Here is a 23,231-nt window from a genome sequence, read left to right as displayed (position 1 = left end):
AAATACGGGAATTCAGTTCGTAGTAAGGACTTTAGTCCTTTTCTGTTCGCGTCCCACTTTGCTACGCAACGCTACCACGAACGTGGTAGAAAGCTACGCGGAGTGTTTCGCAGACAAGCATCTCGGAGAGAGAACTAAAGTTCTCACTACAAAACTTTAATAATTGACTTTATTCTACTTATATTCCCCATTCCCTAAATACCAAATCATCACTCAGCACTCATCACTCCCCATATGGCTATTAAACTCATTAACGCCAATATCTCCGTTAAAAAAGTTACCTTTAAACCAGGTGGACAACCAGCATCATTTGAAGTGAATGTTGTGAATGACAGCAATCAATTTGCATCATTCCAACTGGAAATTACTGCTGCTGGTAGCAACTCAAATTTAGGCACTAATTGGTACAATATTAAGCCTGCTGTTAGTGCCAAAAACCCACCAGGAGATCTTGTCAAGTTTTATGTGACGATCACCGATACACCCATTGTAGGTTTTATCGGTAAGATTAACTTGATAGTGCGGGTATTTTCTGTAGAATTACGAGAAGAAGATAGGCAAATTTTACGCTTAGATGTCGAAGCCGGAATTGGTGCTATACCTGTACAAGTCGAGTTACCTATTCGAGAGTTTACCACCCAGCCACAAGAGTCAATTGAAATTCCAGTTCGTGTTTTTAATCCTAGTCAAATACCTGCTACAGTCTCTCTAAGAATGATGGGATTAGAACCGACATGGTTATTAGGTAATGAGACGAAATTATTACCAGTTTCTCCTGGTGAGAAAGCAGAAACTTCTTTTTCTTGTCAACTACCAATTCCTACAGAAGTTCCTAGTAAAACATATACTTTTCAAATTGAAGCTACCCATCCTAATGCTACACCTTCCCTAAGTTCTGAAGGTAAAATTAAAGTTGTGCCTGGGGGATTCGTCGATTTTCATTGTATCCCAGAAAAGCAACAAATTCCGGTTGATAGGCTTTGGCTACCACAATGGAAAAATAATTCTGCAACTTATAACCTGGAATTTCACAATATCAGCAATCTAACACAAACTGCACATATTGAGATTCGAGATGGTCATGAAAATCAACCCAAATGCACTTTCAATATTCAACCAGAAAGTCTACTATTAAACCCAGGAGAAACCCAGCAATTACAAATTATCATCAGTAACCGTAGACATTGGTTTGGATTAGCGAAAAAATTATCTTTTATAGTTAAATCTATCGTATCAGATCAGCGTGTTAATATTAACAATGAAAATTTATTTATTCGGTTGATTATTCATCCAGTTTTACATCCTGTTCTGCAATTAATTTTAGCACTTTTATTGTTATGTTTACTTTGGGCAGTTTCCTGGCTAAATCCGAATAATCCATTATTTGGACATCATAAACCTGTGAATTTTGTCCAGTTTAATGGTACAGCAGATAAAGCTGTGAGTGGTTCTCAAGATCAAAGTATTATTAGATGGACTGTAGCTGGATTTCGGAATCCTTTGATTAATCAACATGATGGCAAAATTGCTAATAATATAGGTAAATCAGTACGAGTTGTCCGTTATAAACCTGTAGATAATGATATAGTTGCAGCAGGTTTAGAGAACGGGGAAATTCAACTTTTGGATGTGATAAGAGGTAGAAAAGAGCCTAAAGTAACCTTCTTATTTAATCCAGCAGATAGAGTCCTTAATTTAGAATTTAGCGAAGATTCTCACTACTTATTTAGCGCGCATGGTAGTGGCTGGATTTTAAAATGGGATGTCAATGACGCACTGTTAGGTAATTCTGAAATTATCAAAGAACCGACGAAAAGGCGAAATGTAAATTTTTCAGCTTATGGTTTAGCACTGGTGGGAAAAGATAAACAGGACTTAGTAATTGGTGGTAGATATAACAATTTAGCAATTTGGAATTCTCAAGCAGATAAATTAAGAAAAATTTCCTACACTAACCCAGGTAGTCAGAATGACTATATTGTGAGTTTAGCTAGTGCTGAATACAAACCAAATTCATTAGCAGTTGCTGATACGAGAGGACAGATTACTTTATGGAATATGGAGTCATGTCTCAGTCAAAATAGTAGCCAATGTGAATTAATTGATCAATGGAGTGATGGACATAAAGGTAAACCTGTACGTTCAGTAGCACTAAGTAGAGATGGTTGTTATTTAGTTAGTGGTGGTGATGATAATCGGGTGATGTTATGGCCACTCACAAAAGATGGGAGACGCGCTTTACCAAATGGTAGGGAAGTGCGTACTAATTCTCAAAAGTTTAATAGTGTTGATATAAAAATTGTCAGAAACCGCATTTTAATTATTAGCGGCAATGACGATCATCGGGTGAGGTTAGATGTAATCGCTCCAGATAATAATTATTGTAAGAGTTAGGGGACTGGGAACTGGGGACTGGGGACTGGGGACTGGGGAAGAAATACTAATGACTAATGACTATTGACTAATGACTATTGACTATTGACTATTGACCAATTTTTAATATCATGACTTTAACAAATTCTCGTAATAAAAATTCTAAGCTTGGCTTGAGTATGGCGGATATATTAACTCTGCCGACTCAACAACGAAAACTTGTGCAGTGGATGCTAAAGAATAAACCTGATGGTGCTACTTTAGCTGAAGCGGCTTATCATTTAGATTTAAATCAGCAAGCAACTCTTAATATCTTAGACGAGTTACTTGACCAAGATTTTATTCAAACTGTTCTTACCCATGATGATGATCTGAAATATCGTGTATATCTTGCACCAAAACAGGGGATTCAACAGGAAACAATTCAACAAGTTTTAGCACCGGGTAGTCCTTTAGCGATTATTTTCAACCCTTCAGGAGATTATGCTGTACAGGCGGGTTCTCGGTTTGAAATTCATATTACAGTTACTAATAAAGGTGCAGAAAGTGCATTAATTAATGTTTTTATTGATGATTTATCGCCGCAGTTGATTCAATGGTGTGATGCACCTCATCAAAGGTTGGCATTGAGTCCTAATTCCATAGGTGAGGTGCTATTTGAATTTAATGTCCCAATAACGGCGATTCCTAGCACCTATAACTATGTGATAGTTGTAGATGCACCGGAACATTACCCAGAGGATACGCCTATCCGTCACACGGCGAAACTCCAGGTATTACCAGCAATTGAAACGGTTGTTAGAGTTAGTGACCCTACTTTTAATGTTATCCCGGCGAGTAGTTCGCGATCGCCTGCACCAATTCCCCCTGGCGGTATCTTGCAACTTAGCGTCAACGTCCACAACCGTTCTGATAGGGTAGATAGGTTTCGTCTGAGTTGTTCTGACTGCGGCGATAATTGGTACACTATCCGCTACCCCGAAGGTTTGGAAACAGCCGGGTTAATTATTCCCAATATGGGTTTGAATCTCAACCCTGGGGAAACTGGACAAATTTTATTGCAATTCCACCCCCCATTAGGGGTAACGGCGGGGATTTACTATCCGACTTTGCGTTTATACTCTGCTAACAATCCTGATTTGGTACTGTTAGATGTGGTGTATGTGCAGGTTTTACCTTCCTATTTGCTAAATGCAGAACTGTTGACGGTGGTGGGAAGGGTACGCCGCAAAGCTGGAGTCTTTGAAATTAGGTTAACCAACGCAGGTAACACCGTCCGAGAAATTGTCTGTACACCAGTCCCCGCAGACGAAGATAAAATTTGTACTTACGTTACCACTCCCCCTGTATTGCGGGTATTACCAGGAGAAAAAGCTATTTCCCAGGTGACAATCACACCTGTAAGATGGTGGTCACGACCAATATTTGGTGCAGGACGCTTACTTAACTTTCGCATTGAATTAGTAGACCAACAACAATTTCCCTTACCTAACCCTTCCCTTCCTGGGACAGTGATTTGGGAAGCGCGTCCTTGGTGGCAATTATTACTGTTTATACTAACGGTGTTAGGCAGTATCGCCGCGATCGCCTTTCTGCTATGGTTGCTATTAAAACCCCCCGCATCCCCAAAAATCGTCCGTTTTCAGTCTTCCGATGCTTCCTATCAACAAGCTAATAATGGCAATATTCGTTTAAACTGGCAAATTCGCTATCCTAAAACATTGCAAACATTGACCATTACTGGAGTCTTTGCCGATGGTTCAGTAGCGGTACAACCGGTAGTTTATAACTTTAATGGAAAAATCCCCACAGAACTCCAATCATATTGTCAGTTACAAAACACATTAACTTGTGCCAATATCCCCACCGATGCGCGGAAACCAGGAGATTATATTTTTGAATTGCAAGCATTTAGCAGCAAAAATCCTGAAGAAGCCGTAGACACAATTAAGACTAATACTATTAAAATTATTCCTATTCCTCCGGCGAAAATTCTCGAATTTGCTGCCGTTAAACCTACCTATCAAGAAGTACCAGCCACCTTAAAAACTGGTAAACAAATTAGTGCCGATACAATTCGATTAAATTGGAAAGTTAGCGATTTAGATAAGATTAATCAAATCCAAATAATTGGGCGATCGCCGGAAGGTGTAGTTAATAGTGAATTGCAAACTTATCAATTTAATCAAGGGGAAATTCCCGACACATTACAACCGTTTTGTCGCAACGAACAAAATCAATTAACCTGTCGTAGCGTCCCCACCAAAAACAGTACCATCGGTAACTATATTTTTGAACTACAAGTATTTGCCAAAACCGACACTGATAAACCAAGCATCTCGCAAAAAACAGATGTAATTAAAGTCCAACCATTACCCAGTCAAATTGTCGAATTCAAAATTAACGGTAGTGAACCCCTCCCCAAATATCAAATTCCTATTGACACCCAAAGTCAAGCCAAACAAGCAATTAACTTCAGTTGGAAAGTAGAAGGTAGCAGCGAAATGACAACAGAATTGTTACCCGCACCTGGTAACATTCCCCGCAGTGGAACGATAGTTTACCCCATCAATAATCAACCAGGTAGTGAAACCATCATCCTCCAAGCTACCAGTCCCACTGGTGAAAAAATCAGTCGTTCAGTTACTATCGAAACCTTTGCACTACCCATCCAAACACCGAACCCCAACCAACCCCAACTCCCCCAACTCCCCACCACACAACCCACACCCCCCGTTATTCCCCCACCCCCAACCGCACAAAATCAACCAAACACCCCAGGTAATACCCCTGGTTCACCATCATCCGCACCCCTCCCCACATCACCCACCCCCTCCCAACCAGGAAAACTCTCACCCTTAGAACTACCTCCAGGATTTGATTAGAAGGCAAAAGGCAAAATAAAAAAGAAAGAAATTAACAAAATTTATGGGTTTAATTCCCCTTTACAACATAAAAAATAGTGAATTGCGAATTGCGAATTGCGAACTGCGAATTGGTATTGCGTGAGATAAAAATATGCTTAAAAAACTTCCCAACATCTTCCTTGCAATACTCCTAACCGCCACACCAGCCAACCAATACCGCGCTGACTTACTACTAAGATTAGGAAATAGACAAATCAATAACGGTCAACTAACAGCAGCCTTAGTATCCTTAAAAGAGTCACTAAAACTATATCAAGAATTAGGCGATCGCACCGGACAAGCCAACACACTTTTAAGCTTAGGGGAAATTTATTTCACCCTGGGTAAATACCAAACAGCGATTAATTTATATCAACAAAGTTTAAATTTCATGCAGAACACAGGTGATCAACCTGGGACTGTACAAGTGTTAGAACATTTGAGTAATGCTTATATTTATACTGGGGATGAAAAACTAGCACAAGAACTGCGAGAAAAAGCCGCCGCTTTAAGAAAAGAAATCGGCAATCCTCCCAGAGAAGCATCATTTTTAGGTAACGTCGGTGTAGGACATGAAAAACTAAAAGAATATGAATCAGCAATTGCTTTCCATACACAACAATTAGCCATTGCCCAAGATACCAAAAATCGCCAGTTAGAAATATACTCCCTACAAAATCTAGCAGTAGTCAATCGAGAGTTAAAACAATATCAGCCAGCGATTAATTTTTATCAACAAGTATTAGCCATTGCTACCCAATCTAGTGATATTGCCTTAACTAATATTACCTTAAAGCAAATCGCTAAAACCTACGAAAATCAAGGTAGTTTCGAGCAGGCGATCGCACTCTATCAACAACAGCTAGAAACCTCAAAAATCCCCAGCCAACAAGCCGAATTAATTAAGCAATTGGGGCGTGTTTATACATCTGCTAAACAATACGACCAAGCCTTAGCATTATATCAGCAACAATTAGATAATGCCAAAACTAATAAAGATATTTACACTCAAGGCGTAGCCTTAAATAATCTCGCCTTTGTTTTACTCAAGTCAGGTAAAATCAATGAGGCACAAACCAACTTAGAAGCTAGTATTAAAATCTGGGAGACTTTACGCTCAAACTTAAATAATACTATTGATTATTCGACTGAACAAACAAATACATATAATTTACTAGAACAGGTTTTAGTCACTCAAAATCAGCCGGAAGACGCTTTAAAAGTTGCTGAACAAAGTAGCATCATGAAAATTTTAAACTTGATGGGAATGCGTTTAGCCACAGAATCAGCAGGTAGTAGTTTAAAAGCCGCACCCAAAGAAATTATTATCCCAACAATTACTCAAATTCAAGCCATAGCTAAACAACAAAAAGCCACCATTGTTAGATATTCCTTAATCGAAGATAGTGAAATTTATATCTGGGTAATGCAGCCTAGTGGTAAAGTCACATTTCGCAAAGTAGATATCGCATCACAAAAGAAGATTATTCCGTTTAACTCGGTTGTCGAGTTAATTCATCAAACTCCTATAGCCTTGGGTGTCAAAAATCCTCAAAATTCCACCGCTAATTACAAAAATATATTACTACAACTCAATCAAATCCTCATTAAACCCATAGCAGATTTATTACCAACAAATCCTACAGAACAAGTAATTTTTATTCCCCAAAACGAATTATTATTTGTCCCGTTTCCGGCTTTAGTCGATATTTACGATAAATATTTAATTGATAAACACACAATTACTACCATCCCATCAATTCAGCTACTCAAATTAACTAGAGAAAAACGCAACAATACAGGCGGTAGTAAAGTAGTAGTGGTAGGTAATCCCACTATGCCCAAAATCGAAAAACAGTCTTTACCACAATTAGTTAATGCCGAACAAGAAGCCTTAGAAATTGCAGATTTCTTCAAAACTAATGCTTTAGTTGGTAATAAAGCCACCAAAGCAGATGTTTTACCTTTATTACCTAAAGCCAAAACCATTCATTTGGCAACCTACGCTGTCATCGATGATACCAAAAGACAAGGCATCCCAGGCGCGATCGCCTTAGCCAGTATTGCTGACAATAACGGACTCCTCACCGCTAGTGAAATCCTCAATCTTTATACCCAACCAAAAGGCGCGCGTCTAAAAGCTAGATTAGTTTTCTTGAGTGCGGGAGAAAAAGGTAGTGGTAGTATGGGGAACGGTATGTTAGGTTTATCTTTGGCCTTAATTAATGCTGGCGTTCCCAGTGTGATTATTTCACAATGGGCAGCACCCGATACACCCACAAACGTTTTCACTACGGAATTTTATCGACAGTTAAAACAAAATCCTGATAAAGCCCAAGCCTTACGCCAGGCGATGTTAACCACTAAGAAACAGCATCCTCACCCTAAAGATTGGGCTGGATTTACATTAATAGGAGAAGCACGGTGAAGCACTCCGGCTTGCTTTCCTGCGAAACCCCAGCACGAACGCTGAAGCGTATCGCTTATAAAAAACAACCATCAACGTTTCGCGTCTCATCCGCCGTTGCTCTGTTGGGCGTACTTATTGCTAAGTACCCAGAACTAAATCTGGTCTAAGTCTTACACAGCGTTTCTGGTATTGCTACCTTTATCTCCTCATAGGGAGAACCCGCGCAGCCACCCTGCTTCCCAAGGCGGTTTATTACTTTGTATGTACACCTCTGTATGGCTTTTTTTTACCGCAGGACGTAACCTGTGCGTTCCAGTGACCGAGGTCTTTCCCCTTTTCTCACGCTCTTAGACTTGGTAAGCATATTACTGCTACTGTGACCGTTTGTTATGAGCCGTGTGGGCGGGTCAACAACCATTTATACATTACCATAAGTATGTACATAATACGAACACACTTATGGACAGAAAAGATTTACATATTCGTATATCTACCAGGAGTTACGCAACTTGTGGAAGATTGGATCGATAGGTTGCCAAATTAAAAAATTGACGATTCCGCACTTCGTGCCGCTACGCTGCTCGCGTAGCGTCTCGCAGAGAGGGTAGTGACTTCCACCGAATCCGTTAAAAAAAGTAAAAAGGTAAAAGTAAAAAGGTAAAAGAAGGAAATAATAGCTTTGCATCTTATTTTAAAATTCCCAGTGCAAATGCTACCAATTAAGAATTACCTTTATTTAATTTCTAACAACATTCCAGCAACTCTTGTTTTGACCTTCGCTTTTTTCTTGGGTAATTATCCCGCCTCTGCACAAGCCCCAAATCCAGAAGGTAGCCGTAACCAAGAACGTTTTCCCCAACCCCAACCAACACCAACACCTCTAACTCCAGAATCGCCACCTTTACAAACAAACCCCACACCAGAAACCACGCCCGCACCAACATCTGGCAGTATTCAAGTAGAAAAAATTCAAGTTACAGGTAGCAGTATTTTTGATGCCGCAACACTCAATTCTGTGACTAAATCTGTAGAGGGGCGTACCGTTACTTTAGAGGAATTAACTAGCGTTGCTGATAGGATTACACAACTTTATTTAAATCGAGGATACATCACATCTAGGGCAGTTTTAGGAAACCAAAAAATCATTAATGGTGTGGTAGAAATTCAAGTAATTGAAGGTAGCCTAGAAAAAATTATTATTGAAGGTACAAAACGTGTAAATCCTCATTATGTGCGATCACGTATTAAATTAGGTGCAAATAAACCCCTATCTTCCGCTAGTTTAGAAGACCAATTAAGATTACTCCGTAATGATCCCCTATTTACCAACGTCGAAGCTAGTTTACGTCCAGGAACTGGTTTAGGTCAAAGTATTTTAATTGTACGCGTCATCGAGGCGAACCCCTTCGAGGCGACCTTAAGCCTGGATAATTATTCCCCGCCTAGCATTGGTTCGGAAAGGTTGGGTGTGAGTGCCACCTATCGCAACCTTACAGGTATAGGTGATGAAATTTCCGCCGCCTACTACCGCACCACCCAAGGCGGGGCAAATATTTATGACTTCAGTTATCAAGTACCGTTAAATGCTATGAATGGTACTTTACAACTCAGAACTTCTATTAATAACAACGAAGTTATTCAACAACCCTTTAAAAGCTTTGAGATTAGTGGCGAATCGCAACTATACGAAATTAGCTACAGACAACCATTATTGCGATCGCCCCGTGAGGAATTTGCCTTATCATTAGGTTTCACCATCCAAGATGGGCAAACCTTTACTTTTGCAGGGCCGACACCCTTTGGATTTGGCCCCGATGATGAAGGTAACAGCCGCACCCGTGTGATTAAATTTGGTCAAGATTATGTTAGCAGAGATGTTAGTGGTGCTTGGGCAGTGCGATCGCTATTGAGTTTAGGTATTGGTGCATTTAATGCCACTATTAACGATGATGCCAAACCCGATGGACGCTTTTTTAGTTGGTTGGCACAATTCCAACGAGTCCAACGCCTCAATCAAGATAACCTATTAATTGCCCAAGCAGAGGTACAATTAACACCCAACGCCTTATTACCTTCTCAGCAATTTGTGGTCGGTGGTGGTCAGTCAGTGCGTGGTTATCGGCAAAACGTCCGTGCAGCCGACAATGGCCTAAGATTTACCCTAGAAAACCGCATCACCACAATGCGCGATGCGTCCGGTAATTCCACCCTCCAAATCGCCCCATTCTTTGATTTAGCCTACGTCTGGAACGTGGACACCAACCCCAACAGCTTACAAAGCCAAAAGTTTTTAGCTGGTTTAGGGATGGGTGTTTTATACCAACCCACACAGAAACTTAATATCAGATTAGATTACGCCCTACCCCTAATTGATTTAGATGACCGAGGTACAAACGCCCAAGATAACGGCTTTTACTTTAGTATTGGCTATGGCTTGTAGAGCTATGATCAGAAGAGGCAGGGGAGCAGGGAGCAAGGGGGAAATAATACCAATTTTGGATTTTGGATTAACGCCCAGATTCTTAGGGACTTCCAGAAAATAAATTATCCAATTTCCGAGATCAGACATCGTTCTTTTTCCCCCTGCTCCCTGCCCCCTGCCCCTTGTCCTCTTCGTTAGCTACCATGCTTCTGACCAATAAACAATTTCTGAAGATGTGTTATCAATAGCTACACCGTAACTATTACCGTGATTCCACTTAAATCCAGGTGTACCTTTATCTTGGGCATTTAAGACTAGTATTTCATAGCTAGGGGGAAATGAATCGCCGCCAGCGTCACTGGTGTAGAAAAAAGTCGTGGGTACACCATTGGGAAAAGTTGTATGGTCGTTACTATTACCACCGCGATATTGATGTTTCGCTAGTTTTCTGTAATGTTTCTGTAATTTTTGAATTTCTGCTGGTGATTGTTTGAGTCTGGCTTGAAAAAAGATGCTAGCTTGAGACACACCAGGAGAATAGGCTATACGTAAATTCTCGGTGTCTTTCGGTATTTCTGCGGGGAAATGCTTAATTGCCTCTTGATTTTGCCAAAGTTGCTGGCGAATTTCTTGATAACGCGATATGTCAGTAATGACTTGACTTTGGCTACTGCTGCTAAACGCCCTTCTGAGAAAGAAACTACCACCGACAACACCGACACTGCCGAGAGAAAAGAAAACTATCATCGTCAATTTAACAATATGCGATCGCTTCATGGCGTTGGGTAGCTTCTAAGGTCTATAGCTATATACCCAACTAATAAAATGAATTCGTAATTTTTCGGAGATGGATCTAAATATTTTGATGAAATCTTTGTGTAAACAGGGAAATTACGAAGTTAGTATAAAAATTTCATAAAGTGGTTTTCTTTATATAGAATTCCTACTGAATTTTTAATCATCAGAAAATCTTAGATCCAATTTGGGTTTTTCGGAAAATTTATAGTACAATTGTACCAAAGAGATTTTAATCCTTGGCTTTGACACCTAGTTGGTAGAGGATGACACTTACCAGCAGGATTTCTATTGCCTATAAGAAAAACCCTACCGTGAGATCATAACTATGATGACATCAAGACAAGGTGGAACTGCAACCCCAGTTAAGTCACATAAGTTTGAGCCATACAAGTCAGAACAGGCTGATACAACTGAGAATTTATCTTTGCAAACGCTTGCTGATGTCACGAAGGCAATTTTGCGTCATGCTTTTTGGTTAGCGGAACAGAAACGTTATTTATCGTTACAAGAGTATAGAAAGTTACTATTAGACCAGGGTTGGCAAGGGGAAGAGAAGAAGTATCTCAAGATTGCGGCGACGTTTGGTAAGTTTGAACCGCAGGATTTTGCCCAAGTTGAGCCAAGAACTATTTATCAACTGGCAGAAAGAAGTAATAAGTATCAGTCAGTGCTAGATAGATTATTAGATGTCAGTGTAATTAACCAAGAGACAGTGCGATCGCTCATTAAAAAACAGCGTACACCAAGATCCAAAAAAGCCGAAAAACTCAGTATTTGGCGGCGGTTAAAGAACGGTGGCAGATATTGCCAAATCCCCCCCATTCACGAAGAATCAGAACAAACCGGCACCACCTTACAAGCCATGATGGAAGAAGAAGGACTCACAGCCCAACAAATCGTAGCAGAAGCGATCGCTCTCAGAAAAGCATACCAGGAAGGCAAATTAGTCGAAAATCATTAATTATTGGGCATACAAGAGGAATTGGGGCAGGGAGCAGGGAGAAATAGAGAAATTCTTCTCCCCCTTGCCCCCTGCTCCCTGCCCCCCTGCTTTCCCTAATCCCCCATTGCATCATGCAAACTATTTAACAATTCTGCGGCTGTGAAGGGTTTGGGTAGAATTTGACGCACAGTCACACCAGGAATATCTGCTATGGCTTCTGGGGAATTCTGTCCACTGCAAGCGATAATTTGCACATTCGGGTTCATTTTCTGGACAGTCCGAATGGTGGCGACTCCATCTAGTTCTGGCATCATCATATCCATGACGATCGCACTAATTTTATGTTTGTTTTGGGCATAGAGGGCGATCGCTTCGATACCATTATGAGCAGTTAAAACTTGATAGTTGTGCTGTTCTAATATCATGCTGATGATTTCGCAAATTTGAACTTCATCATCAACAACTAAAATTAACTCTCCATTACCTTGAGGCGTTACATGATCTTCGGCAGTGGTATCTGGTATGCTTGGCACGGCGGGGAGGAATAAGTTAAATTGACTACCTTTACCTACTTTGCTGGTAACAGTCAAAAAACCACTATGACTTTTAGTGATACCGAGTACGGTGGAAAGTCCTAAGCCTGTACCTGTGCCTATTTCTTTAGTTGTAAAAAATGGCTCGAAAATCCGATCTAAGATTTTAGGTGGCATTCCTACACCTGTATCTTGAATTTTAATCACAATGTAATGCCCGACTTGAGCATTGATGTTCATCTGGGCGTAAGCTTGATCCAGGAAGACATTTTCCGCAGAGATAGTAATTTTCCCTCCCTCTAGCATTGCATCACGGGCATTGACTACTAAATTCATCAGGACTTGATGCAATTGGGTAGGATCTCCAGAGACAGAGTAGAGATTCTCTGGTAATTTTGTCATCCATTCAATTGATTTGGGAAATGTTTGTTTACCGATGAGAACAATATCGGTAATTAGGTGTTTGATTTGGACTATGGTACGTTCTCCTTTACACCCCCGTGCAAAGAATAATACTTGCTTGACTAAGGCTGCTCCCCGTTTGGCGTTGTTTTCAATAATTTCTAGGAGGTGTTGCGATGTTGTCGTCAGCGCAGGGAGTTTTAACTCCGATTTTGGCTGTGTTTTATTTTTTAAAAGTTGGGCAGCAGCTAAAATTGGTGTCAAAATATTGTTTAAGTCGTGGGCAATTCCACCGGCTAAAGTTCCTAAACTTTCTAAGCGTTGAGTCCGAAAAAATTGCTCTTCTAGTTGTTTTTTCTCGGTGATATCGGTGTTAACAATCAAAATTGATTTAGGATTGCCACTTGCATCTTGTACCAATGTCCATCGGCTTTGTACAATAATTTCTTGATGAGATTTAGTGATTTGTGGGAATTCTCCTTGCCATTTCCCCTTAGCAATGACGGTTTTTAAAGCTGTTTGGTAGAGTGGCAATGAATGCTCTGGATAGAGTAAATCTTGATTTGATTTGCCTAAAACTTCTGATGCAGACCAACCATACAGACGTTCTGCACCTTGATTCCAATATAGGATGTGACTAGTTAAATCTTGAACAAAAATTGCATCGGTAGCAATATCAAGTAAAGCTGCTTGTTCGTGGATTTTTTGTTCTGCTTGTTTGCGTTCACTGATGTCTCTGGTTGTACCAATCATTCTGATCGGCTTACCTATTTCGTTACAGTAGGTGTGACCTCTGCTACTTAACCAGTGGATGCTACCGTCAGGCCAAATTACGCGATATTCGCTAATAAATTCTTGCTGATGTTCAATACTATCATAAACTGCTTTTCTAAACGGGATGCGGTCGTCGGGATGAAGTAGGTTTAAAAATTCTTCTGGGTGAGGACAGATAGTACCTTGGGGTAAACCATAAAGCAAACCCATATTAGCTGACCACAAGGTAGCGTTTGTTAAAAGATTCCAGTCAAATATTCCCATCCCCGCAGATTTGAGAGCTAGGCTCAATCTTTCTTCGCTCTGGCGTAAAGAATCTTCTGTTTGCTTGCGTTCTGTAATATCTTCGGCTACACCTCCATAGGTGTATATTGTGCCTTGAGCATCGCAAATCGAAAAACCCCGATCCCAAATCCAACGCACTGTGCCGTCGGGTCGCAAAATACGATACTCTTCATTAGTGGGTTCACCGCGTTTTTGCTTTTCTATTTTATCAAGGACGCGATCGCGATCTTCTGGATGTAGTGATTCTAACCAAGATGCCGGGTTTTGACGTAAACTCTCACAAGATCGTCCCCAAATTTTTTCGTACGCTGGATTTACGTAGAGATTGTTTCCTGATCCTATATCAGCTATCCAAAATAATGTATGGCTATTTTCGGCAAAGTAGCGAAATTTCTCTTCACTAGCGCGTAATGCTTCTTCCATCAGCTTGCGTTCTGTGATATCCCTTCCAACTCCTTGAAATTGAGTTACTTCACCGATTTCATTTTGAATTCCTGTAATCTTCCACTCAAACCAACGCATACCCTTAACTGTCACTACAGCTTGCTCTTGGATACTTATGTCGTAAGGTGGAGATTGTAAGTTAATAAAGTTTTGTCTGGCTTGAGATAATTCATGGGGAGGAAATAAATCAAATATTGATAAATCAACAAAATCTGTCAATTGTTTCCCAAAAATTTCACAAGCCGCGTGGTTAGCAAATTTAATCCTCGCTGACAAATCAACTCGCAAAATTACATCCGACTGTCCTTCAATAATTTGACGATAGATTGTTTCACTCTGTCTGATTGTTTGCTGCACAATGCGACAATCAGTAAAGTCTTTTTGGCATAATTCCTGAGAATTATAAAATTCCGTTGTTTCTGTTGATAAATTTTTGTGCTTGGCAATTGGATAATTGAAGGCTTTTGATGACTGGTGTAAAGCTTCAACAATACCCACCAAAGGTAACTGGTGTAAAACTTCTAGTAAACTGGTAGCCGTAATAATTCCTATTAAGCGTTCCTCTTCGTCTACAATCGGCAAATGACGAATTTGATGGTTGTGCATCAGTGAAAAGACTTTCATGACACCTTGCAAGTCTGACAGTTTCATCGTGATGACTGGCTGTGTCATAACTTGATGTACTGCAACGTGAGAAAAATTTATTCTTGATGCCGTTAGCTTGACTATATCTTGTTCTGTCAAGATTCCTAAGACTTTTTGCGCCTCTACAACTAAAATACAACTATTTTTTACTAAATCACTATTGCGAGATTTACATACTGGGTGTAAATTATTCAAGGACAATTCTTTAGCTCTTGTTTGATACATCATGCCGATAGCATCAACTAGGCTGTCATGAGGTTTAATCGTTAAGGGATAACGATTAAGAGCATGATATAGATGAGTTAAATCAATGAGCTGTTCGTCGAATTGCATAGTTAATTCGTCAGTTGTCATGATTTTATGGACTGCCGAATGAGTTAGTTAATGTCATAAATAGGAACTCTCGGTCAGTAACTTGAGTAATAATCAAGTTACTTGCTGCATAGCACCTTCAGATCACGATTACTCTGAGCAGTCAGCCGATTTTCTTTTCCAAAGCAATTGAATATAGATTTTGAACTTGTTGTTCTTATCTAGAGACACTTAACAGCCATTTTATTGTTAAATTGTAAACTGGATCAGTTTTGATGTTTAAGGCAATTATCCTATTTCATGCTGGGATTAGTCTAGTTAAGTTTTGATTCATAAAATATAATTTCTTGAAGATTGGGCGATCGCTCACAGCACCATGTATATTTTTACTCTATATTCATATTTCCTGGAATCTCTATCAGTTAGAGTTTATATAGATTGTCACATTAAAAATTTCTGATTATTAAGTGTTAATTTTTACATTTGGTGATAAGTGTGAATCCAAATTGGCGAATGGGTTATGGTTGAATGTCTGATAATTATTCTACAATTACTAACCCATCTCCAAGCTAGCCAAACACAATCAAAGATACAAATGTTCAGAATTGATAATTTACTATAGAAAATATCTAGCCACGGGAGGATAAGTCAGTAAGTAAATAACCTAAACTAGCAAAATTTGAAGCTTAACAATTGATAATAGATCATGGTTATAATTTTCAACAAATTACTAATTTAATTCACATTTTTTCTATAGAACTAATACGGGATTTTGGGAAAAACTACGTATACACATCAAATCCTCATTTCCTATTTCCTAATTAACATACATTTGTTCATTAATCAAATCGGACTCGTATAGGACTCATATTTGATTCCAGAAAAAATGCAGTACACCTCTGTTCATCTTTGTTCTGTTCCCTGTTCCCTGTTCCCTTCCTATGTAATTAATTTCAATTATCAAATCAGATTCCTATATATTGAGATAATTCTAAAAATATAGATTAATATTAATTCTCTTGATGAGTATTCCGATGAACTATAAAGTATAAAACGAAACAGATTAGGAGTAATAACCTATATGGATTTTCAAGATTTTCTCAGACATCAGTTTGCACAGGTAGTGGTTGGAGAATTCAAGCCAGGTAAATTTGAGGCGGCAAAAAAATTATATGAAGAAGCTGTATTAACCTACAGTGATGGTTTCAAAGCAGCCTATCTACTCCAAGAACCAGGTACAGATAAAGGTATATCTGTAATTTTTTGGGAAAGTGTGGAAGATATGACCGCTAATCAAAATGAAGCTTATCAGCATATTTTAAAACAGATGATGCCACTATTTGCTCACCCACCGCAAACCACTGTGTATGAACTAGTATGCGAGATGAAGCCAGCAGAAAAAGAAGATGAAGTAGACTAACTGCCTACTGATCTCAGGGAGGTACAAAGTACACTTTTATTACTTTATTCCCAACTGGAATAAGTAGTATTTCACCCGATTGATTTTGACAGGTTGCGAGTGTTCAGATCCCCGACTTTTTTAAAAAAGTCGGGGATATATGACTTGTCATTATTTGTGTGGTGGACTAGTACGTAGGATGTGTTAGCAGCGAGAGTACAACACCTACCGCAAAGTTCTAGGTGCGTGACGGCTTACGCCTAACACACCCTACACATAATACACATACTAGGCTTTTCATCCCAAATTCAAAATTAATATTATTGGATATCGCTACTGTTTTGTACGCTGATATTAGGTGTTTGGCGATTTTCTTTTATTAAACGACTGTAAGTCCTCTGGGGAATAAAATGTAGTGGATTATGACCTACAAAGCGCAAGATTAAAACACAAGCCCAGGAATATCGACCATTAGTAATAGCTTCAATAATTTGATGTAATTGTTCATTAGTTATGGCACGATGAAAACTTGTTTCGGAAGAATTGATTTGGTATTTCATAGCTGTCTCTCATGTAATTGATGTAAATAGAGATTTACCAACTAATCATCCCTGGTTGATTATGTTTTTAGTGCATTTGATATTTTGACTATTTAGACGGGAGATAGTTTTTGCATAGACTTTCACCAAATTTATAACCTGTTATTAATGTAAATTCTTATGAAGACATCAGTAAAGTGACAACAAAACAGTCAACTAAAATACAGAATACTAGTTACTTTGCTGTAAATTAAGCCAAATTGGCATTTTTTCTCGCAAGTATAACAAATCGTCGTATTGATTAACATTTCTCACTCAGCAGGGTTTGAGTTGTTTCATCCCCAAGCTAGAAGTAACGACCATGAAAACAGTTTTACCCTAGATATATCAATACAATGTACCTCTCCATCAGTTTGTAGTGAGAACCAGAGTCTTGACTACTAGCCATTAAAGGGTGCTGAAATTTATCATGTATGAACTACATCAAGCGATTTTGGCTAATAATGAAGAATCAACTACGCTGCGTCAGTTGATAATTGCACTTTCGGCGTTAGATAGGCGTTACTTTCTCAGAAACGAGATTCTACAAACTTTTGCTCAACACTGTAAGCAATCCCAAAAACCAGCATACTTTTATTATTCTTCCTCTGTGGCGAAGTTAATTCACTGCACCCACGAAATCATTCTGGAGGAGGAAGCAATATGGTTTGTGGTGCGTCCAAAAATTGCTAGCCAAGAGGTTTGGCGACTAACGTCGGATTTTACGAAGTTTGAGCTGATGTCACCTGTAGCATTATTAGATGTGAGCGATCGCCTAGTCAATGCCTATGACCCCCACATCTTAGAAATTGACCTCAAAGCCTTTTATCAAAATTCCCCCAGCATCAGTGATCCTCGAAACATTGGTCAAGGATTGGCTTTTCTCAATCATTATCTATGTAGTCAACTAGAAACTGATCCTCAATATTGGTTTGAACTGATTTACTTAGCTCTGCAAGCCCTGCAATATAATGGTACTCGCTTATTACTGAGCGATCGCATTACCTCCGGTATTCAACTAGCCAAACAAATTCGCCAAGCTATTCAGTTTCTCAGTCAGCAACCACCAGAAGCACCCTACAGCAATTTTCATCCAGACTTGCAAAAACTTGGGTTTGAACCAGGGTGGGGAAACACTGCTTCCCGCACACTAGAAACCTTCACCCTCTTAGAAAGACTCATCGAAGCACCACAACCTGCGATTTTAGAAACATTTGTCTCTCGTGTTCCGGCGATATTTCGTGTAGTTCTTGTTTCTGTTCATGGCTGGGTGGCACAAACAGATGTGATGGGAAGAGATGAAACCTTGGGACAAGTCATCTATGTATTGGAAGAAGCACGGAATTTAGAAAACAAACTCCAGTCAGAAATTCAACTCGCCGGTTTGGATATTCTCGGAATTCGACCTCATGTCATTATTCTCACCCGCTTAATTCCTAACTGTGAAGGGACATTTTGTAACCTGCGCCTAGAAAAAGTAGATGGTACAGAAAACGCTTGGATATTACGTGTTCCCTTTAGGGAATTTAATCCGGAGATTACTAATAATTGGATACCAAAATCTGATATTTGGCCTTATTTAGAAACCTTTGCTGAAGATGCAGCACCAGCAATTATCCAGCAGTTTTCAGGCAACCCTAATTTAATTATTGGTAATTATACAGATGGTAACTTAGTTGCGTTCTTATTGGCTCGCACCTTAAAAGTTACCCATTGTAATATTGCCCATTCTTTAGAAAAACCAAAGTATTTATTTAGTAATCTTTATTGGCAAGACTTTGAAGAAGAATATCATTTTTCTGCTCAATTTACTGCCGATTTAATCACCATGAATGCGGCAGATTTTATCATTACATCATCTTACCAAGAAATTGTCGGTACACCAGACAGTATAGGACAATATGAATCATATAAATGCTTTACCATGCCGCATTTATATCATGTAGTTGATGGCATAGATTTATTTAATCCGAAATTTAACATGATTCCCCCAGGAGTCAACGAACAACTATTTTTCCACTACGGTCAAAAAGACAAACGAGATAGCAATTTAACTAAGAAAATATCAGATCTAATTTTTTCTACAGAAAGCCATCAGATTCTAGGTAAACTAGATGCTGCACAAAAGCGTCCGATTTTAGCTGTCGCACCAATCACATCGATTAAAAATCTGACTGGATTAGTAGAATGTTTTGGTCAAAGTCCAGAACTACAAGAGTGTTGTAATTTAATTATTATTACTAGTAAATTACATATTTCTGAAGCTGCCAACCCAACAGAAGCCGCAGAAATGCAAAAATTACAGGACTTAATTAAGCAGTATAAACTCGACAATAAAATTCGGTGGGTGGGGATGCGTTTACCTAACTATGAAGTAGGAGAAGCCTACAGAGTAGTAGCCGATTTAGGGGGAATATATGTACATTTCGCCCGATTTGAAGCCTTTGGACGCAGCATTTTAGAAGCCATGATTTCCGGTTTACCAACCTTTGCGACTAAATTCGGTGGGGCTTTAGAAATTATTGAGGATTATGGCAACGGTTTTCATATCAACCCCACAGATTTATCAGGAACAGCGAAGAAGATTGTGACATTTCTAGAAGAGTGCGATCGCCATCCCGAATACTGGGAAGAAATCTCCGAGTGGGTAAGTAAAAGAATTCACCATAAATATAACTGGGAACTACACACAAATCAATTACTGTCACTAGCTAAAATCTATAGTTTTTGGAACTTCGTCGCCCCAGAAAACACAGAAGCCAGAGTGCGTTACATGGAAACTTTATTCCATTTAATTTATAAACCCAGAGCCGAAAAGATTTTAGCAAAGCATATTAGTCAATAGTCAACAGTCAACAGTCAACAGTCAACAGTCAATAGTCATTACTCATTACTCATTACTTATTACTTATTACTTATTACTTATTACTCATTACTCAGCACGGGCTAAACGCCCCGCTTCCGCTAACAGCACTCATTACTCTCTACTCATTCCCATGAACCACCAACAGACCTCTAGTGATTTTATATACGAAGATTGGAGTTTAATTGAGACTCGGTTTCAACCTGAGCAAATTAACTCTAGGGAAACTATTTTTACTATTGGTAATGGATATTTAGGCACAAGGGGTAGTTTTGAAGAAGGTTATAGTCGCAGTCTACCCGCTACGTTTATTCATGGTGTTTATGATGATGTGCCGGTTGTTTATACAGAATTGGCTAATTGTCCTAATTGGCTACCTTTAGTAGTCACAATTGATGGCGATCGCTTTCGTCTTGATCAAGGTGAAATCTTATCATATAAACGACAACTGAATCTGCGTCATGGTCTTTTAAGTCGTTGGGTGCGTTGGCGCAGTCCCAAAAATAAAATTATTGATATCCACTTTGAACGCTTCGCATCTCTGGCTGATGTGCATATTTTGGGACAACGCTGTCATTTCACATCCTATGATGGTGAGGCTTTAGTGGAATTTCAAGCCAGTATCAATGGTTATGCAGAAAACCAAGGTTTTAATCACTGGGAAGGGATAGACCAAGGTAAAAGCAACCAAGGGATTTGGTTACAAAGTCGCACCCGCAGCACCCGCATTGAAATCGCGATGGCGGCGAAAATGACTATATCGGGAACAGAAGCTGTTATGCAGGTTAATACTGTCCCTGGTTATCCCAACATCAGCACAACTTTTTTAGCCACATCCCAACAAACCGTCACAGTAGAAAACATTGTGACGGTGTTTACCTCACGAGAAACAGCAACACCCGTGGCTACCGCCCAAGCTAAACTAGCAGACATCGCTGATTACACCACATTATTTCAAGATAATCAGCAAGCTTGGGAGCAAATCTGGCAAACTAGCGACATTGTCATTGAAGGTGATAGTCAAGCTGCTTTTGCTGTCCGCTACAATATCTTTCAGTTATTAATAGCCGCCCCACATCATGATGAGCAAGTGAGTATCCCCGCCAAAACCCTCTCAGGATTTGGTTATCGGGGACATATATTTTGGGATACAGAAATTTTTATTTTGCCATTTTTTACTTATACCCATCCAGAAGTCGCCCGAAATTTACTCACTTACCGCTACCACACCATAGCAGGCGCAAGACGCAAAGCATCCCATTACGGCTTCAAAGGTGCAATGTATCCGTGGGAGAGTGCGGATACAGGGGATGAAGTTACCCCCAGATGGTCGCTACCGAATGATTATTATGGTGAAGATGTGCGAATATGGTGTCGCGATCGCGAAATTCACAACAGTGCAGATATCGCCTATGCTGTTTATCATTATTGGCAAGCCACAGGTGATGATGAATGGATGCGCGACTATGGCGCAGAGATCATCTTAGATACGGCTATCTTTTGGGGTAGTCGGGTAGAATTTAACTCCCAAGAAAATAGATATGAGATTCGCGGTGTCATCGGTGCAGATGAATATCATGAATTTGTGCATAACAACACCTTTACTAACCGTATGGTGCAATGGCATTTAGAACAAGCCTTAAAAGTCTTGGCTTGGTTACAGCAACAATTCCCCGAAACAGCCGCCCAACTCGCCACCCAGTTACAAATTCCCCCAGAAATCTCCACCTATTGGCAAGATATTATCAATAAAATTTGGATTCTCTACAATCCTGAAACGCAATTAATTGAACAGTTTGAGGGATTTTTCCAATTAAAAGATATTGACCTCACAGAATACGAACCCCGCCAAAAATCAATTCAAGCCGTTTTAGGGATGGAAGGAACTAACCACACTCAAGTGCTGAAACAGCCAGATGTCTTGATGTTGTTGTACTTGATGCGACCCTTAGCAGAGTTTCCTTACGACGAAGAAATATTAGCCGCAAATTGGCATTATTACGCACCCCGCACAGATATCACCTATGGTTCATCTTTGGGGCCAGCCATTCACAGCATTTTAGCCTCAGACTTAGGCGATACCACAAGAGCTTACAAACGCTTTATGCAAGCCGCAATGGTAGATTTAGAAGACAGTCGCGGTAATACCCAAGATGGGATTCACGGTGCTAGCACAGGCGGCGTTTGGCAAGCAGTAGTTTTCGGTTTCGGCGGCATTCAATTTACAGAAAATGCACCCGTAGCCCATCCCCATTTACCCCCCGGTTGGTCACGCCTAAAATTTCAGCTACGCTGGCGTGGTCAGTGGTATAAGTTCGACCTGCGTACTGGGGAAGAAGCAGGGGAGCAGGGGTGCAGGGGGGCAGGGGAGCAAGATAGCAGAGGCGCAGAGGCGCAGGGAGAGTTGGGGATAGAACTCCTAAATCCCCCTACCCCCTGCTCCCTGCCCCAATTCTTAGATATTCGCGGGTTTATCTTTGACTTAGATGGCGTATTAACTGATACGGCTGAATATCATTACTTAGCCTGGCAAAAATTAGCAGATGAAGAAGGTATCCCCTTTAATCGGGAGAAAAATGAGGCTTTACGGGGTGTGTCTCGTCGCGCCTCCTTAATGCTGATTATTGGTGATAGACCTTATTCAGAAGACCAAATTCAAGAGATGATGGCACGAAAAAACAGCTATTACGTGCAGATGATTGAAAATATCACCGCCAAGGATTTATTACCAGGTGCGATCGCGCTTTTACATGAACTCAGACAAGCTAAAATTAAAATTGCGATCGCATCCGGTAGTAAAAATGCTCGCACAGTCATTACTAAACTCGGTATTTCCGACCTCATCGACTCATTGGCTGACGGCTACAGCGTCCAAAAAGCCAAACCCGCCCCTGATTTATTTCTCTATGCTGCACATCAGCTAGATTTAAACCCGTCCCAGTGCGTTGTTGTGGAAGATGCCGCCGCCGGTGTGGAAGCCGCCTTAGCTGGTGGGATGTGGGCTATAGGTATCGGCCCCGCCGAACGGGTAGGAAAAGCCCATATAGTCCTCCCCAACCTAGCAGGTGTAACTTGGAAGGATTTACAGTTTCGATTCATTCACAAAATCTCAACTAGTTAAACTAGTTAAACTAGTTATTTAAA

Annotated in this window: 11 protein-coding genes; 8 read left to right on the top strand and 3 right to left on the bottom strand. The window is 40.0% G+C overall.

Features of this window, described 5'->3' with window-relative positions; all coding sequences use genetic code 11:
* The first annotated feature begins 234 nt into the window (after positions 1 to 234).
* From CLI64_RS27180 to CLI64_RS27165, 4 genes are all read left to right on the top strand, one after another.
* Complete coding sequence (locus CLI64_RS27180; RefSeq protein WP_103140126.1) at positions 235 to 2,394, top strand: hypothetical protein; 2,160 nt, start codon at positions 235 to 237, stop codon at positions 2,392 to 2,394.
* 110 nt (positions 2,395 to 2,504) lie between these two features.
* The gene (locus CLI64_RS27175) at positions 2,505 to 5,258 is read left to right on the top strand and encodes a hypothetical protein (RefSeq protein WP_103140125.1); all 2,754 of its coding nucleotides are present in this window, start codon (positions 2,505 to 2,507) and stop codon (positions 5,256 to 5,258) included.
* 133 nt (positions 5,259 to 5,391) lie between these two features.
* The gene (locus CLI64_RS27170; RefSeq protein ID WP_103140124.1) at positions 5,392 to 7,707 is read left to right on the top strand and encodes a CHAT domain-containing protein; all 2,316 of its coding nucleotides are present in this window, start codon (positions 5,392 to 5,394) and stop codon (positions 7,705 to 7,707) included.
* A 691-nt stretch (positions 7,708 to 8,398) separates the two neighbouring features.
* Positions 8,399 to 10,129 (top strand): ShlB/FhaC/HecB family hemolysin secretion/activation protein, encoded by a 1,731-nt coding sequence (locus CLI64_RS27165; RefSeq protein ID WP_103140123.1) that lies wholly within the window; start codon positions 8,399 to 8,401, stop codon positions 10,127 to 10,129.
* Positions 10,130 to 10,309: 180 nt separating this feature from the next.
* On the opposite strand, the gene CLI64_RS27160 is transcribed toward CLI64_RS27165, so the two are convergent.
* Positions 10,310 to 10,888 (bottom strand): hypothetical protein, encoded by a 579-nt coding sequence (locus CLI64_RS27160; protein WP_192881609.1) that lies wholly within the window; start codon positions 10,886 to 10,888, stop codon positions 10,310 to 10,312.
* A 346-nt stretch (positions 10,889 to 11,234) separates the two neighbouring features.
* Between CLI64_RS27160 and CLI64_RS27155 the strand changes: the two genes are divergently transcribed.
* Entirely contained in the window at positions 11,235 to 11,870 is a 636-nt protein-coding gene (locus CLI64_RS27155) for a hypothetical protein (RefSeq protein ID WP_103140121.1), read from the top strand.
* A gap of 95 nt (positions 11,871 to 11,965) precedes the next feature.
* Here CLI64_RS27155 and CLI64_RS27150 read toward each other — a convergent pair whose 3' ends face one another.
* Positions 11,966 to 15,289 (bottom strand): PAS domain S-box protein, encoded by a 3,324-nt coding sequence (locus CLI64_RS27150; RefSeq protein ID WP_103140120.1) that lies wholly within the window; start codon positions 15,287 to 15,289, stop codon positions 11,966 to 11,968.
* A gap of 1,039 nt (positions 15,290 to 16,328) precedes the next feature.
* Here CLI64_RS27150 and CLI64_RS27145 point away from each other — a divergent pair.
* Entirely contained in the window at positions 16,329 to 16,667 is a 339-nt protein-coding gene (locus tag CLI64_RS27145) for an antibiotic biosynthesis monooxygenase (protein WP_103140119.1), read from the top strand.
* Between the two features lie 299 nt (positions 16,668 to 16,966).
* On the opposite strand, the gene CLI64_RS27140 is transcribed toward CLI64_RS27145, so the two are convergent.
* Positions 16,967 to 17,206, bottom strand: a complete 240-nt coding sequence (locus CLI64_RS27140; RefSeq protein ID WP_103140118.1) for a HetP family heterocyst commitment protein — start codon at positions 17,204 to 17,206, stop codon at positions 16,967 to 16,969.
* A gap of 448 nt (positions 17,207 to 17,654) precedes the next feature.
* Between CLI64_RS27140 and CLI64_RS27135 the strand changes: the two genes are divergently transcribed.
* Positions 17,655 to 20,069, top strand: coding sequence for a sucrose synthase (locus CLI64_RS27135; RefSeq protein ID WP_103140117.1), 2,415 nt, complete (start codon positions 17,655 to 17,657; stop codon positions 20,067 to 20,069).
* Positions 20,070 to 20,220: 151 nt separating this feature from the next.
* On the top strand, positions 20,221 to 23,208 hold the full coding sequence (pgmB, locus tag CLI64_RS27130) for a beta-phosphoglucomutase (protein WP_103140116.1): 2,988 nt from the start codon (positions 20,221 to 20,223) through the stop codon (positions 23,206 to 23,208).
* Positions 23,209 to 23,231 lie beyond the last annotated feature (23 nt).

This window comes from Nostoc sp. CENA543 (genome assembly GCF_002896875.1).
GTDB lineage: Bacteria > Cyanobacteriota > Cyanobacteriia > Cyanobacteriales > Nostocaceae > Trichormus.
The sequence above is the reverse complement of the archived record's forward strand: the minus strand, read 5'-3'. Positions and strand labels throughout refer to the sequence as shown.

Excerpts from the sequence above, each read along its gene's own strand:
- CLI64_RS27145 (WP_103140119.1), top strand. The coding sequence starts at position 16,329 with ATGGATTTTCAAGATTTTCTCAGACATCAGTTTGCACAGGTAGTGGTT.
- CLI64_RS27160 (WP_192881609.1), bottom strand. The coding sequence starts at position 10,888 with ATGAAGCGATCGCATATTGTTAAATTGACGATGATAGTTTTCTTTTCT.
- CLI64_RS27170 (WP_103140124.1), top strand. The coding sequence starts at position 5,392 with ATGCTTAAAAAACTTCCCAACATCTTCCTTGCAATACTCCTAACCGCC.
- CLI64_RS27150 (WP_103140120.1), bottom strand. The coding sequence starts at position 15,289 with ATGACAACTGACGAATTAACTATGCAATTCGACGAACAGCTCATTGAT.
- CLI64_RS27175 (WP_103140125.1), top strand. The coding sequence starts at position 2,505 with ATGACTTTAACAAATTCTCGTAATAAAAATTCTAAGCTTGGCTTGAGT.
- pgmB (WP_103140116.1), top strand. The coding sequence starts at position 20,221 with ATGAACCACCAACAGACCTCTAGTGATTTTATATACGAAGATTGGAGT.
- CLI64_RS27140 (WP_103140118.1), bottom strand. The coding sequence starts at position 17,206 with ATGAAATACCAAATCAATTCTTCCGAAACAAGTTTTCATCGTGCCATA.
- CLI64_RS27165 (WP_103140123.1), top strand. The coding sequence starts at position 8,399 with ATGCTACCAATTAAGAATTACCTTTATTTAATTTCTAACAACATTCCA.
- CLI64_RS27155 (WP_103140121.1), top strand. The coding sequence starts at position 11,235 with ATGATGACATCAAGACAAGGTGGAACTGCAACCCCAGTTAAGTCACAT.
- CLI64_RS27135 (WP_103140117.1), top strand. The coding sequence starts at position 17,655 with ATGTATGAACTACATCAAGCGATTTTGGCTAATAATGAAGAATCAACT.
- CLI64_RS27180 (WP_103140126.1), top strand. The coding sequence starts at position 235 with ATGGCTATTAAACTCATTAACGCCAATATCTCCGTTAAAAAAGTTACC.